The organism is Alcanivorax sp. (assembly GCF_040118815.1).
GTDB lineage: Bacteria > Pseudomonadota > Gammaproteobacteria > Pseudomonadales > Alcanivoracaceae > Alcanivorax.
Window position 1 is genome coordinate 144,706 of the sequence record NZ_JBEDTC010000022.1, and the last position, 14,395, is coordinate 159,100.

The following is a 14,395-nucleotide window of genomic DNA, read 5'->3' on the forward strand; positions in this document are numbered from 1 at the left end:
TAAAGACCCTTCGCGAGTAACGAGGGTCAGGTCTTGCCCCTTGCCCCAATTAACAAAAGGCAATACCTGCCCCCCACTGCCCATATTTCCGTCTCATCTATTCGACAAATGTCCAGGCCAACACTCTGGCAACCTTGTTCCCCTGCTTCATCTCTATTTCCCGTACATCAACGGCACCGACCTTGAGCATCAATTTCTTTAACGGCCGGACATTGTCGGATTTTGAAACCAGGCTGGTAAACCAGCGGCATTGCGATGAATACACCTGACTTTCTCTTACCATTTTCTTGAGAAACAACAGCTCTCCGCCCTTGCACCAAAGCTCAGCGCCCTGCCCACCAAAATTAAGATTCGACGCCTTTGTTTTCGTCTTTGCCTCGCCGCGATTGCGCGCCAGGTTCGTAACTTTACGTTGGGTACTTTTCAGTGCCTCATCCTGCGAAGTATGGAAAGGCGGATTGCATACGCTGACATCGAAACACTCTCCCGGCTGGATGATGCCTTCAAAAATATGGTTCTTGTCGTTTTGCGCTCGCAGGGTAAAACGGCCTTCGAGGTCGGGATTGCTGGCAATAATCGCCTTCACATTCGCAATCGACTGGGTGTTTATGTCACTGCCGACGCACTGCCAACCGTAAATCCGGCAGGCCAATAGCGGGTATATGCCGTTTGCGCCCGTTCCGATATCGAGCAGCTTGATGTCGAGATTTTCAGAGCCAACCAGGTCCGCAATGTAATGGATATAGTCAGCCCTGCCCGGAATGGGAGGGCAAAGTGCACCGTCCGGAATATCCCAGCTGGCAATGTTGTAGTGTCGGTTTAGCAAGGCGGCGTTGAGGGTTCTGACTGCCAGCGGGTTTGAGAAATCAATGGAGAGATCGCCGTAAGGGTTCGGCTTCACATGGGAGGCCAACGCCGGGTAGCTTGCTGCCAGAGCAGGAAAATCATAACCCTGATTGTGCAAGTTTCGCGGATGCAGACCTTTGCTAACCGGGGCGGGCCGGCTTTTCTTCTTTTGATGGCGGGTGTTCACAGTCATAGGCCTGAGGCAGGGAGTTAACATTAGAGCCGATAAAGATTAGCCCGTGATTATAATGTTTTTATATCTCATGGGCATACTCGACTATCAGGATATCGCGGCAAGCCTGAAGCTAACCGTGCAGCAGACCCCGGAGGCAGGTCTTGCCCCGTGCTTTCGCATAATCACGGGTGCGATGGCCTCTGCACGATTCAAGACCTGCCGCAATGTTCAATGCGCCGGGTTACGCCTACGGCTAACCTGACCTACAAAATCCTTTTCCGCCCAACATTATCGTAGGTCGACTTAGCCGCAGGCGTAAGCCGACATCGACCTGTCGATAAAAATTAATCGTCAGCGTGCCGAAAGAATGCCTGAATGCTGGAAAAGTCCTTATCCGAATAGCCATGATTACCATGGGCGGCGTACAGGGATTTCGCCAGGTTCCCCATGGGCGTGGCGGACTGAGTGCTAAGGCCTGCTTGTAACGCCAGGCCCAGATCCTTGTTCATCAACTTGACCGCAAAGCCGCCCTCGTACTCTTTGGAGGCCGGCACATTATCCATAACACCGGGCCAGGGGTTGTACTTATCCAGTGACCAATTATCGCCGGAGCTGGCTTTCATGATGTCGGACAGCACTGCCGGGTCGAGACCATGGTCAGCGCCCATCTGCAACGCTTCGGCGGTGCCAATCATGTGGATAGCCAGGAGCATGTTGTTGCAGATTTTTGCCAGCTGCCCGGCACCGTTATCACCGGCACGAAACACCTGGGCGCCCATGCATTCCAGCACCGGGCGGGCCCGGTCAATAGCCTCTTCCTGGCCGCCACAAATAAACGTAAGCGTGCCGGCCTTGGCACCACCGACGCCACCGGATACCGGCGCATCGATCATTACTCTGCCCTGCTCTTTGGCAATGCTCGCCACATCACAGGCGGTATCAGCATCAATGGTTGAGCAGTCGATAATCAAAGCGCTTTTATCAATGTGCGATAGCACGCCTTCCTCGCCCAAGTACAAACCACGAACCGCACCTGCTGACGGCAACATGCTGACAACCACCTCAACGCCGGCGACTGCGTCGGCCGCACTGTTCGCCGCTTTAGCGCCTTCCTGAACGACGGTGTCCAGAAGAGCGGGCATCAAATCAAAGGCCACCACCTCGTGGCCCGCTTTGACCAAATTGATAGCCATGGGCCCACCCATATGACCGACACCGAAGAATCCAATTTTCATAGCGCACTCCTTTTAATTATCGCATCACGCTTCAGGCATTCTGCATGCAAGCGTGATGCGTGTTGCTGTTGCGTCTCTTATAGAAACGACAAATCCTTGAGCACATTGCGCGCGATGATCACGCGCATGATTTCGTTGGTGCCTTCCAGAATCTGATGCACTCGTGCATCGCGTACATACCGTTCCAGCGGGTACTCACTGATATACCCATAGCCACCGTGCAGTTGCAGTGCCTGGTTACAGACGTTGAAACACAGGTCAGTTGCCATGCGTTTGGCCATGGCACACAGCATGCTTTTATCGCTGTGATTCTGATCCAATTTCCAGGCCGCCAGGCGTACCATTTGCTGTGCCGCCACCAGCTCCGTGGCCATATCGGCAAGAGTAAATTGCACGGTTTGGAAATCGCCAATCGCCTGGCCAAACTGTTTGCGCTCCTGCACGTATTGCTGCGCGTTTTTCAGGGCCGCCTGGGCCGCCCCCAGCGAACAGCTGGCAATATTGATGCGACCCCCATCCAGGCCACCCATGGCGATCTTGAAGCCCTGCCCTTCTTCGCCGATCAGGCACTCCGCGGGAATCCGCACATCGTCCAGAATCACCGCGCGGGTGGGCTGACTTTTCCAGCCCATCTTCGCTTCGTTGCGGCCATAGCTAACGCCGGGAGCATCCGCTGGCACCGCAAAGCAGGAAACGCCGCCGGCACCGGGGCCACCGGTACGCGCCATCAGCACCAGCACGTCGGTATCCCCAGCGCCAGAAATAAACGCCTTGGCGCCGTTCAGCACATAGTCCTCACCGTCCTGCTTTGCGGTGGTGGCCAGGGCAGCCGCATCGGAACCGGCATTGGGTTCCGTGAGGCAATAAGACGCCAGTTTTTCACCACTCATTAACGCATCAGCCCAGCGCACTCGCGTCGCTTCGTTGCCGAAACGGGTAAGCATCCAGGTGGCCATGTTATGAATGGTGATAAAAGCCGTGGTGGACGTGCAGCCTTGCGATAGCTGCTCGAATACCAGCGCGGCATCGAGACGGGACAGCCCCATTCCCCCGTGTTCCTCTTCGCAATACAGAGAGCAGAAACCCAGTTCGCCAGCCTTGCGAATAGCCTCCTTGGGGAAAACACTTTTGGCATCCCATTCCGCAGCAAACGGCGCCAATTCTTTTTCAGAAAACTGTCGTGCCGTTTCGCGGAAAGCCAACTGCTCTTCAGTGAAAGAAAAATCCACAATTTTTCTCGCTGTAACTATTCTTGTTTCGCACCCTTATATGGGAGCTTGCCTGCAAGCGGGAAATTCTCATTCAAGCCCCATTCGCTTGCAGGCAAGCTCACACAAAGTGTAGCCAGTTTATTTCAAATTAATGCTCATATTCGGCCCTGCCGCCGCAGGAATATCAGAATCGAACCAGCGGCTGGTGACGGTCTTGGTTTCTGTATAGAAACGCACGCCTTGCTTACCGTAAGCATGTTGATCGCCATAGAAGGAACCTTTCCAACCGGTGAAGCTGAAGAACGGCAGCGGCACCGGGATCGGCACATTGATACCCACCTGCCCCACTTCCACTTCGTGTTGGTATTTACGCGCGGCGGCACCGTTGGCGGTAAAGATCGAAGTGCCGTTGCCGTAGGGGCTGTTATTGACCAGCTCCAGGGCTTCATCCAGGGAATCCACACAGACGCAGCACAACACCGGCCCAAAAATTTCTTCCTGGTAGATCGCCATATCGGCGGTCACATCGGTGAACAGCGTTGGCCCCACCCAGTTTCCGTCCGGCAAGCCGTCCACGGTGCAATCCGAGCCATCCAGCAAACAGGTGGCGCCTTCTTTCTTGCCCTGCTCGATCATTTTTAATACCCGCTGTTTTGCTGCCGGGCTAATCTGCGGGCCATACGCCGCATCCGGGTCGTTCCAGGCACCGGGGCGAATTTGCCTAAACTGGCCCGCCAACTCATCGATCCAGGCTTTGGAGTCGCCCACGAACACCGCCACGCTAATGGCCATGCAACGTTGTCCTGCTGCACCGCATGAAGAACCCACGAGACTGCTTACCACCTGATCCTTGTTGGCATCAGGCATGATCACCATGTGGTTCTTGGCACCAGCAAAACACTGCGCGCGCTTCATGTTGTCGGTGGCGGTGCGGTACACGTGCTGCCCTACCGGCACCGAGCCCACAAACGAGACAGCCTTGATGTCCGGGTGCGACAGCAAGGTATCCACCTGCTCCTTGCCGCCGTGCACTACCTGCAACAGACCCGGCGCCGCGCCAGCTTCCTGAAACAGTTCTGCCAGACGGGTCGGGGTCATGGGGTCCTGCTCAGAGGGCTTGAGCACAAAGGTGTTACCGGCGGCGATGGCCAGCGGGAACATCCACAGGGGGATCATCGCCGGGAAGTTGAACGGGGTAATCCCGGCACACACACCCAACGGCTGGGTCCAAGAATGGGTGTCGATGCTGCGCGCCACGTTCTCCACGGTTTCGCCCATCATCAACGAGGCAATATTAGCGGCCTGTTCAGCCACTTCGATGCCTCGCCACACATCCCCTTTGGCGTCCTCGAAGGTTTTGCCGGTTTCCTGGCTAAGGATCTCGGCAATCTCGTCGTGGTGTTCTTTCAACAACGCCTGGTAGCGCAACATCAAGCGGGCGCGCTCGGACACCGGCACTTCTTTCCAGGTCTGGAATGCCGCCTTACCCGCCGCAATGGCCTGCTCCATTTCCTCGGCGGTGGCCGCCGGGGCTTCACACAGAATGTCCTGAGTCGCCGGGTTGGTTACCGCAATCCACTGGTCAGTCTGGCTGGCAATAAATTCGCCATTAATCAGTAAAGGTATTTGGTGGGCCATCGAGTTCTCCATGATTGTCCGTACTCCCGGCTGGCGGGCCAGCGTGGAGCGTGTCTGCGTGCAAGCGTTGTCACAGTTGTAGCACAGCTTTTCTGCCATGCAGATAGCCACTTTTAAGATTAGATGGATTATATTGCTGTCTATGAGCACTGAAGAACGCCAAGCCGCAGAAACCTCCCACTGGCCCCTTCCTGAGAGCGGGCAGCGCACCGTGATTCCACCCGCGGTGCTCTCACGTGTCAGTCAGCACCCGCTTTGCGCAGGCTGTATGCCCCATGGTGTGGGCTTTTACCCCCAAGCACGCGGGCATCGCATGGCGCGCCAGCAACCAGCGGATGATCTGCTGATTTATTGTGTGGCGGGCGCCGGGGAAGTGACTTACGAGGGCCGGAGTCACCCGGTGGAAGCCGGTGAGCTATTGCTGTTCCCGGCCGGGCTGGCCCACCACTACCAGGCCAACGCTCTGCACCCCTGGAGTATTTACTGGGTGCATCTGGGCGGAGATGAGGTGCAGGGGTATTTCGACGAAATTGCCGGGCAACCGCAGAGCGGCATCCGCAAGGTCAACGTGGGCGTGCACTCACGGCTGGCGGAGGACTTCCAGGCGCTGATGGCCGCAGCCACCAACGCCCAGCCAGAACACCTGATGTATGCGGCCAACCTGCTGCGCAGCCTGCTCGCCTACGCTGCACTGATGCGCCGCCAACACCAGGTGCGTCACGCCACGCTGGATGTAAACCGGATAAACAGCTATCTGCAAACCGCCATTGATCGGCGCCTCAGCCTGGATGCCCTGATCGCCGCCACCAGCGACCTGTCCCGCTACCATTTCATTCGTGAATACAAACGCCAGACGGGACAGACTCCCATGCAGGCCTTCCTGCGCATCAAGGTGAGCCATGCCTGCTATCTATTGGATATCAGCGACCAAGAGGTGGCCGCTATTGCCCTGCAACTGGGCTATGACGATCCCTATTATTTTTCTCGTTTATTTAAAAAAGTGATGGGCGTATCGCCGCAGCAATATCGACAGGAGAGAGGAAAAAATTAATTTTATTTAAAATTTTTATTTAATTTTTCTGAAATCAGGGACGACCTTCCCAGCTCATAGTTAGCACTTTAGGGTTATTTTCACACTGAAAAACATAGGCGCAACCGCTGTTACCAAACCAGAAGGGCAGGGTGTCGGTGGAGTCAATCTGAAAAATAAATTTCATTGGTTTATGGCAACAAGAACAGGACGGGTAACCCACCTCCGTCACCCAATGCGGCCAGCCAAGAAATTTATCGCCAGGGTGCGGGGCAGGGCGGTGGGCCTGGAGCAGGGCGACCATCCCTTGGGGCACGTCATCGTTGAGGGCCGCTGTTTCCTGGCGGTCGGGAAAGTCCGTCACGCACTGCCAGCCGGTCAACGCCTGCTCGGTAAACGCATCCGGTATACCCACTGGCAAGGCATCAAAACCATCGGCCTGCCGACGTGGAATCACCCGCACCAGATTCGCGTCCGAGAAGGGCAGGTGCGCATGACCCAGCACTTCACAGTCCTCTTCCCCGTTGGTGCAGTAGAACACCTGCAACACCCCATCGCCGAACCCCGTGCGGGCATCCACCGGCAGATCCTGAGAATCGAGCTGCACAAACAGCTGCATAGGCTGATGACAATGGCCACAGCAGGGCCAAGCCTCGTCCGCTTTCAGCAGTGGCAGCCCGCCAAACTTGGAGCGCGCGCCCGGCACGGCCGGGCCGACCCGGGGGCGCCAGCCGGGACGGGACAGAGTGGCCAGCTTGTGTTTGATTTCTTCGGGTAACATGAAACGTCCTCGTACGGTCGTTTCATGTTCGCCTTCACGCAACTTTGGCGCAATGAACCACCTTCAGTTACCCGCTGCCAGGCCGATTTTTCCGGTTAAGCGGCGTGCAATTATCTGCCTGACCCTTGAAAAGACTGTAACTGCCACTGAGCAAATGCCTGCTGGGCCAACTCCAGTTGCTCAATCAGCCGCTGGCGTTTACTGGGGTCAAAACGGCGGCTGGCCAGGGCCTGCAGGCTTTTTTGCAGTCCATTACGGTGGCTGCGTTCCATCTGTTCCAACCAATGATCCTGCGCACCGGTGACCACCAGCACATCGCGGCCGGCGTGGTTGCGCTGGCTAACCTGATACCCATGCACCAGCGCCCGGCCCAGCACCACATAGGCAAACTGCGGGTCACGCAGGGGGCCGTAGACCGCTTCGCGAAAACCACCACTGAGCGGCCCGAATTTCAGTTTGGTGAGTTTGTCACTGTAGTAGTAACTGCCCGCCGCGCCCAGCAGCCCACCGATCAGCGCACCGGCGCCCAGGGAATGCCCCAACGCCACCGCATCGATGCCGGCGCCACCCACGGCCCCGGCACCAAAGCCGGCAGCCGACAGCTGGGCCTTGCTGATGCCCCACAACTGACGGGTGCGCTCACTGAACAGGTCGCCGCCTTCCGGGGTCACCAGCGCCTCTTCCTGACGCTGCAGGCGGCGATGCTGGTACAGGTCTTCCACCGCTACGCGCAGGCGTTGCTCGCGTTCACGCTGCCAGGCCTGCCAGCGTTGTTGCAGCTTGGGCAACAAGGGCTTGGCGTCTTCAAACTCACTGAGCCGGGCGGTCTCCTGGTGCCCGAGCATGTCGATCAAGGCGTCGGCGATGCGCTCCAGGGCCTGGCTGTCCCGGCCGAACTTGAGGGCCTGCAGGTATTCCAGCGCGGCATCCAGCGGCTCGCGCCAGTGGGGCGCCAGCTGACCAAAACTGCGCAGCAGATCCAGGTGTTTTTCAAATGGAGCGCGCACCGCGTCGAAGCGCCGCACGATCTGGAAATACTGGCCCAGCGCCGCCTCCCAGGCGGCACTGTGATCATCCGGGCCAATCTGGTTGATCAGTGCCAAGCTGGGCCGGCCGGTCCAGCGCAGGATATTCATTTCCGCTTCGTGCTCGCGGTTGTAGGGCACCGAACCGTCCACCACATAGATAATCCCGGCGCCCTCCACGATGGGCCGCAGCAGCTCGCATTCATCGTGGTAACGCGGCTCATCACGGTGCTGCGTCACAAACGCGGCCACCGTCTCCGGCCGGTCCGAGGCGGACAGACTGTGGCCCTGCAACCAGGCCAGCACCTTGCGTGGGCGTTGAAAACCGGGGGTATCAATCAGCTCATACAGGGTCACGTCATCCACTTTCATGGGGTAACGGTGGCTGTCGCGGGTGGTGCCCGGCTCCATGGCGACAGCGATACTGTCGTTCTGAGCGAGCGTTGCCACCACGCTGGACTTGCCCTTGTTGGGATGACCCACCACAGCGAACCGCGGCTGATCCACGGCGGTTTGTGATAACGGGCTGTCAGGCTCGTGCATCAGGCTTCCTGCTCCTTCTCTACCGCCGCCGGGGCGCACAGCAGTAGCTGGCTGTCGCGCTGGCGATCCGCAAAGCGTTGCCACTGCGCGAGCAAGCCTGAGTCAGCCAACGCGGTGCCGTCTTCGTCGGCCAACGGCACCAGCGCCAGCAACGTGGCCGCCGGCCATTGCTCACGAGCATCCAGAATAAAATCGCTTAGCTCGCCAGTGGGCGGCTCCCAGCCACGGGCCACCAGAATCACCGGTTGCCCGGATTCTCCGGCCCGTGCCAGCACCTGGGCGTCTTCCTCCAGGCGGCTATTGCCTCCGGCGCGCAGCTGCAGCGGCGCCGGATCCACCGACAGGCTCGCCCGCAAGGGCGCCGATTGCATGCCCGCCCCGGCCCAGTGAATAAGGATAGTACTGGCGGGCAGCGGTGACAGGGCCGTGCGTGCCGGTGCTGGCGCCGCCTGACCTTCTTCATCGCCACGGGTATCCACCCAGGGGGTATCGAAGCGGTAATGCAGCGGCTGCCAGCCCGGATGAGCGCGCAGGGCGCGGTGGCTCTGCCAACGCAATTGCAGCGCCGCCAGCATCAGTAACACGCAGCGAGGCAGCAACACATAGACCAGCCACAGCATCAACACGAACGGCCACCAAGTCCCCAGCAAGGCCGGATCGGCCACACCGCTACCTTGTTGTAACCGGTAAAACTGGGATGCCTCCACCAGCGCCGGCGAGGGCACCGCGTCGGGCCACAGGGATTGCCAGGGCAAGGCCAGCGCGCTGACCCACTGGTGATAACCGGCGGCTGACGCCTGCAACGTGGTGCTCCAGCCAAAGGCCAGATCCTGCACCGCCACAAGTAACAGCAAGGTAAGCAGCCCGGCAAGGGCGAACATCAGCCCACCGGTGTGGGCCACCCTGGAGGACAGCACCGAGCGCAACGGCGCCAGCGCATCATCCTCACCGCGCCACCGCCCCAGCAGGGTGCGCCAGGGCTGCCAGCCCAGCCAGGCCTGCACGCTGGTGAACAACGCCAATAACCCTTGCAGGCCCACCAACGCGACCAGCAACGTCACGTTGATCTGCTGACCGCCATCGTAATAGAGCAGGCCGAGCATAAAGATCACGCCCAGCACCGCCCCCAGACCCGCAAACACCCAGCGCGCCTGGCGCCAGCCACGCAGCCGCGGGTCGGTGCCACTATCCACCTGCCGCTGGCCGTTGAGGGCATGCAGAGAGGCCAGCCAGGCAGGCACCGTGAGTGGCTGCCGCCGCTCCTGTTGCTGCTGGGCAAAACGCCGGTCGCGGCGATGCAGGAACGCATGGTTCTGGTCCACATCGCGGCGGTACTGGTCGTCAAAATCCAGCAGCAGGGTCAACGCGTTGGGCAAAGTGACCTCGGATCAGGATGGATCAATAGCGGGAAGGCGCGGCAGGGGCCGCTTCTTCCGCCGGTGCTGCTGGCGCGTCGGACACTGGGCCCGGCTGGTTCGGATCGTCCTTGGGCGAGGAGTACATCACCCCTTCGGTGGCGCAGGCGCCGCACGCGTTGGAGAACTCACCGAGAATGCCACCCTGGTCGTCATACCCAAACACCGGACGGTAATCCATGGTGCAAACTTCCGGCGGATCTTCCGGGCAGGTGATGGTGTCGTCCGGCAGGCCCATGGGGTAATCGTTATCGTACGATGAACTACAGCCCGCCAGTACCAGGGCCAAGCCCGTTGCAGCCAGAACGGCAGCTTTCATATTGCTCTCCTTGTCGCGTGTGCCGCGTGCATGAGCGCACGCATGAATGCGCTTTTTCAGTGAGGAATCTCTGAGCCCCCAAGCATAGATAAAGTTCGCGACGAACGCAGCCTGCGTTTACCCGGACCCTGCGTTAAACTGCCGCAGCTGTTAACGTTTTCTGCTGTCCGCGAGGCTTTCCATGCACCCCACCCACCGGCCCATCGACTGGCGCCACACCCCGGCTGCAATCTGGCGCGGCCGCTCACAGACCCTGCGCCCGGTGCCCCATCCGGACCCGGTACGCCTGGATGACCTGCTTGGCATCGACACCCAGAAAGGCAAGCTGGTGCAGAATACGGAACGCTTTCTGGCCGGCCAGCCCTGCAACCATGTGTTGCTGTGGGGCAGCCGTGGCACCGGCAAATCCTCCATCGTCAAAGCCTTGCTCAATGAATATTCCCCTCGCGGTCTGCGCGTTATCGAGGTGGACAAGGATGATCTGCATGACCTGCCCGATATCGTGGACGATATCCGTGATCGCAGTCAGCGATTCATTATTTATTGCGATGACCTGTCTTTCGAAGACGGTGAAAACCAATACAAACACTTGAAGAGCGTACTGGAAGGGTCACTGGAATTGCCGCCGGAAAATGTGCGCATCTATGCCACCAGCAACCGCCGTCACCTGCTCCCCGAGTACATGAAAGATAACGAGCAGACACAGGTGGTGAATCGGGAGTTGCACCATGGCGACGTGGTGGAAGAAAAGATCTCCCTGTCTGACCGGTTCGGCCTGGGTTTGAGTTTTTACCCGATTAACGAAGCCCGGTATTTCGAAATCGTCGAGCATTTATTCGGAGAGGTACGTGACCGGGAAGAACTGCACGTGCGAGCCCGGCGCTTCTCCATGGAGAAAGGCGTGCGCTCCGGGCGCACCGCGCGGCAGTTTTATAACCAGTTTGTAGGGGAATTTTAAAATCAGGAGCGAGTTGAAAGTTTAAAGTTGAAAAGCGCGAGGCAGGCCATCACCGCGTTGACGCTTGTGCCCGCGTTTTCCGCTAACGATAAAACGCGGGCACGGATCCATTCATATGGCTACGATTTCATCCGCGCTTTTAAACTTTCAACTTTGAAATTTCACTAACTCACAACCGCTGCTTCGTCTCATCACAGATGTCATTCAACGCCTTGCGGGCTGCCGGAATCACCCCGCCCATGGAAATAAATCCATGCACCAGTTCCGGGTAATCCAGTGAGGTCACGGCGCCACCCGCCACACGCAGTTTTTCGGCGTACTCCAGACCTTCATCCCGCAACGGATCCGTCGCGGTAATCACAATTGCCGGGGCCTGACCGGCCAGATCCGGGTTGCGCAGGGGCGAGACGCGATAGTCTTCGATCAGTGCCGGGTCCTGAATAAAATGATCACGGAACCAGTGCAACAGGGCCAGATCCAGGCCGAAACCCTGCCCCAGAGACTGCACGGAAGGGTGGGTCAGCGCACCGTCGGTGGTGGGGTAAATCAACACCTGTAACGCCGGTTGGGGCAGACCTGCCAGCTTCGCCTGCTGCGACACTACCGCGCTCATGCAGCCACCGGCGCTATCGCCCATTACTGCCAATCGCTGCGGGTCCAGGCCCAGTTGAGCCGTGTTATCCAGCAACCAGCGCCAGGCGGCAAACGAATCATCCATGCCGGCGGGAGCAGGGTGCTCCGGGGCTAGCCGGTAATCCACACTTAGCACCACCGCATTGGTGCGATCGGCAATATAGCGGCACAGCCGGTCGTATTCTTCCACGCCACCCACGGTAAAGCCGCCACCGTGAAAAAACAGAATCGCAGGAGCAACGCGCGGCGCATTAGCCGGCCGATAGCGGCGCACCAAAATTTGGCTGCCATCGTCCACCGTGACCTGGTGATCCACCACCACGGGGAGACGAACTGGCGCCACATCCAATAAGGCGATCATGTCCCGGTAGGTACGCCGGGCCTGCTCCACCGTGCCTGAATTCAGGGTCGGCTTGGCGGCACTAAGCGCCAACAGAAAACGCAGCCGCGAATCCAGGTGTGAGCGGCTGTGGGTTTCCAAGCCGGCGGCAAGCCGGGCCAGCACGGCACCGGGCAACGTCATCAGGGCGCGCACTGTCGCCCGCTCAAAAACAACAGGATTCATCGGTTCTCCTTAAATACCGCAACAAGCGTCATGCATCATGCATCACGCTAAAATCGGTAACCGTGTTGCGTGCAGCGTGAAGCCTGCCGCGCTATCAAAAATACCACTCAAGGCCACCTTCGATACCGGTGACGGTGAGATACTCTTCATCAATGTACTGCATGTACTGCAAGGTCAGTCCCAGATTGAACTCCGTGCGCAGGCCAATCCCCGCGCCAAAAGCCAGGCTGGTGTCATCATTGCGGGCCGTATCGTCCCGGCAGCCACGAGTGTTGCACTTGCGCGTAACCGTTTTCACTTTCACATCGGCAATACCGGCAAAGCCCTGCACAAACAGGCTTTCTACATAGGGCAAAGCCACCGGCGATTTGAACGGGAAACGCCCGGTGGCCAGCAAGGCGCCCACATGGTCTACGGTATAATCCACCTTGCTGCGGCTATTCTCCGGCCGGTAGGTGTCCGGCGACGGCCCCGTTGCCGCGCGCAGTTCCACCCCCCAGTACGGGTTGATCATGCCCCCGAGGCGGATACCCACCCCGGTAGGGGTAACGTCGCGGCTGTCATAATCGAGATTGAGGTGCATCAGGTTGCCGGCCACATAGGCGGAACGCTGATCTTGATAGTGGGCCACCGGGTCCGCCCACAAAGCGGGACTGAACAACAACCCGAAAAGCATCCAGTAACGCATTGCCTGTCGTCCTTTTTGTTATTGTTGGAATTATGCGCTTTGCTAAGGAGCCTCTAGATAACGCCCTGCATACGCATCGACGGCCTGTTATACCATTGCCTGCCTGCAGAGTCCGGTCATCTGCGGCCTTTTTTCATCAAGCAAGAGGATTGTGATGTCGGTGTACACCCCGCTCAGCCCCACCCAGTTGGCAGAGGTGCTGACGCCGTTCGGTTTCCAGCTGCGTGATTATCACGCCGCCAGCCACGGCATCGAAAACAGCACCTTTCTGATCAAGGCCCAGGATCGCCATGGGCAGCCCAGCCCACTGGTACTGACCGTGTTCGAATCCCTGGACCCAACGGCCTTGGCGCCATACCTGACCCTGCTCGAACAGCTGGCAGAACAACACCTGCCGGTGCCCGCACCGCTGCCGGATGCCGACGGCAACGACCAGATTACCGTGGCTGGCAAACCCGCCGTGCTAATGCCCCGGCTGCCCGGCCAGCACGATTTTGCCGTGGATGCGGATCGCTGCCGACAGGTGGGCACCTTGATGGCCCGACTGCACGCCAGCGACACTGCCTCGTTACACCCCTTACCCAGCGAACGAGAGCGCCTGCGCGGCTTCACCGACCACCTGGATAAACTGCCCCCGGCCGAACGCGACACCGCCGCCGCCTTACTCCACGACTGGCTGGCCCAGCCCGCCGGGGCCACATTGATCCACGGCGACCTGTTTCGCGATAACCTGTTATGGGAAGGCGGGAAGATCAGCGCCCTGCTGGATTTCTACAACGCCTGCCTGGACCACCCGGAATACGACCTGGCCGTGGCGCTCAACGATTGGTGTGTGGACCCCCAAGGACAGATCGTGCCCGAGCGGGAACTGGCCCTGTTGTCTGCCTACCGGGATCATGGCCGCACGGTGGACGACAGCCGCCTGTGCGAAGCCCTGGCCGTAGCCGCCCTGCGCTTCTGGTTATCGCGACTGGCCGGCCCGGTGTCCGACGACAGCGAAGGGCAGGGCAGCAAGGACCCGGAGGAGTTTGCGCGGATTTATCGGCAGCGGCTGAAGGCGTTGGCGGTTTAGGAAGAAGCTTCTAGCTTTGATCGTCCTGCGGACGATGTCCTCGCTTCGCTCGGTTCGCACCCTAAATGGTGCTCCTACAGCGGCTTCGTAGAAAAGCAGATGCTGAGGAACTTTCCCGCCTTTCTTTATCGAATCGAGCGTAGCTCGTAGCTCGTAGCTCGTAGCTCGTAGCTCGTAGCTCGTAGCTCGTAGCTCGTAGCTCGTAGCTCGTAGCTCGTAGCTCGTAGCTCGTAGCTCGTAGCTCGTAGCTCGTAGCTCGTA

General features: G+C 59.0%; 13 protein-coding genes. 3 read left to right on the plus strand and 10 right to left on the minus strand.

Going from position 1 to position 14,395, the window contains the following annotated elements; all coding sequences use genetic code 11:
• Nucleotides 1-97: 97 nt before the first annotated feature.
• The 4 genes from rlmF to ABNH18_RS16730 all read right to left on the minus strand — a co-directional run bounded on the left by rlmF (nt 98) and on the right by ABNH18_RS16730 (nt 5,105).
• On the minus strand, nt 98-1,033 hold the full coding sequence (gene rlmF, locus ABNH18_RS16715; RefSeq protein WP_349383927.1) for a 23S rRNA (adenine(1618)-N(6))-methyltransferase RlmF: 936 nt from the start codon (nt 1,031-1,033) through the stop codon (nt 98-100).
• A gap of 332 nt (nt 1,034-1,365) precedes the next feature.
• On the minus strand, nt 1,366-2,256 hold the full coding sequence (gene mmsB, locus ABNH18_RS16720; RefSeq protein ID WP_349383928.1) for a 3-hydroxyisobutyrate dehydrogenase: 891 nt from the start codon (nt 2,254-2,256) through the stop codon (nt 1,366-1,368).
• A gap of 77 nt (nt 2,257-2,333) precedes the next feature.
• Complete coding sequence (locus ABNH18_RS16725; RefSeq protein ID WP_349383929.1) at nt 2,334-3,485, minus strand: acyl-CoA dehydrogenase family protein; 1,152 nt, start codon at nt 3,483-3,485, stop codon at nt 2,334-2,336.
• A 120-nt stretch (nt 3,486-3,605) separates the two neighbouring features.
• A complete protein-coding gene (locus ABNH18_RS16730; RefSeq protein ID WP_349383930.1) occupies nt 3,606-5,105 on the minus strand; it encodes a CoA-acylating methylmalonate-semialdehyde dehydrogenase in 1,500 nt (499 codons plus the stop codon).
• A gap of 142 nt (nt 5,106-5,247) precedes the next feature.
• On the opposite strand from ABNH18_RS16730, the gene ABNH18_RS16735 reads away from it, so the two are divergent.
• The gene (locus tag ABNH18_RS16735; RefSeq protein ID WP_349383931.1) at nt 5,248-6,156 is read left to right on the plus strand and encodes a helix-turn-helix domain-containing protein; all 909 of its coding nucleotides are present in this window, start codon (nt 5,248-5,250) and stop codon (nt 6,154-6,156) included.
• A gap of 34 nt (nt 6,157-6,190) precedes the next feature.
• Here ABNH18_RS16735 and ABNH18_RS16740 read toward each other — a convergent pair whose 3' ends face one another.
• The 4 genes from ABNH18_RS16740 to ABNH18_RS16755 form a co-directional block, all read right to left on the minus strand.
• A complete protein-coding gene (locus tag ABNH18_RS16740; protein ID WP_349383932.1) occupies nt 6,191-6,916 on the minus strand; it encodes a DUF1963 domain-containing protein in 726 nt (241 codons plus the stop codon).
• Between the two features lie 110 nt (nt 6,917-7,026).
• Nucleotides 7,027-8,484, minus strand: coding sequence for a GTPase/DUF3482 domain-containing protein (locus ABNH18_RS16745; protein ID WP_349383933.1), 1,458 nt, complete (start codon nt 8,482-8,484; stop codon nt 7,027-7,029).
• Entirely contained in the window at nt 8,484-9,860 is a 1,377-nt protein-coding gene (locus ABNH18_RS16750) for a DUF2868 domain-containing protein (RefSeq protein ID WP_349383934.1), read from the minus strand. Before ABNH18_RS16750 ends, ABNH18_RS16745 begins: the two co-directional genes overlap by 1 nt.
• Before the next feature lie 22 nt (nt 9,861-9,882).
• The gene (locus ABNH18_RS16755) at nt 9,883-10,218 is read right to left on the minus strand and encodes a hypothetical protein (RefSeq protein ID WP_349383935.1); all 336 of its coding nucleotides are present in this window, start codon (nt 10,216-10,218) and stop codon (nt 9,883-9,885) included.
• Between the two features lie 181 nt (nt 10,219-10,399).
• Between ABNH18_RS16755 and ABNH18_RS16760 the strand changes: the two genes are divergently transcribed.
• Nucleotides 10,400-11,176 (plus strand): ATP-binding protein, encoded by a 777-nt coding sequence (locus ABNH18_RS16760; RefSeq protein ID WP_349383936.1) that lies wholly within the window; start codon nt 10,400-10,402, stop codon nt 11,174-11,176.
• Nucleotides 11,177-11,345: 169 nt separating this feature from the next.
• Here the strand turns inward: ABNH18_RS16760 and ABNH18_RS16765 are convergent, their stop codons facing one another.
• Both ABNH18_RS16765 and ABNH18_RS16770 read right to left on the minus strand, forming a co-directional pair.
• The gene (locus ABNH18_RS16765) at nt 11,346-12,374 is read right to left on the minus strand and encodes an alpha/beta hydrolase (RefSeq protein ID WP_349383937.1); all 1,029 of its coding nucleotides are present in this window, start codon (nt 12,372-12,374) and stop codon (nt 11,346-11,348) included.
• Nucleotides 12,375-12,468: 94 nt separating this feature from the next.
• Nucleotides 12,469-13,062, minus strand: a complete 594-nt coding sequence (locus ABNH18_RS16770) for an outer membrane beta-barrel protein (RefSeq protein ID WP_349383938.1) — start codon at nt 13,060-13,062, stop codon at nt 12,469-12,471.
• Between the two features lie 154 nt (nt 13,063-13,216).
• On the opposite strand from ABNH18_RS16770, the gene ABNH18_RS16775 reads away from it, so the two are divergent.
• Nucleotides 13,217-14,134, plus strand: a complete 918-nt coding sequence (locus tag ABNH18_RS16775) for a homoserine kinase (RefSeq protein ID WP_349383939.1) — start codon at nt 13,217-13,219, stop codon at nt 14,132-14,134.
• The last annotated feature ends 261 nt before the right edge of the window (nt 14,135-14,395 follow it).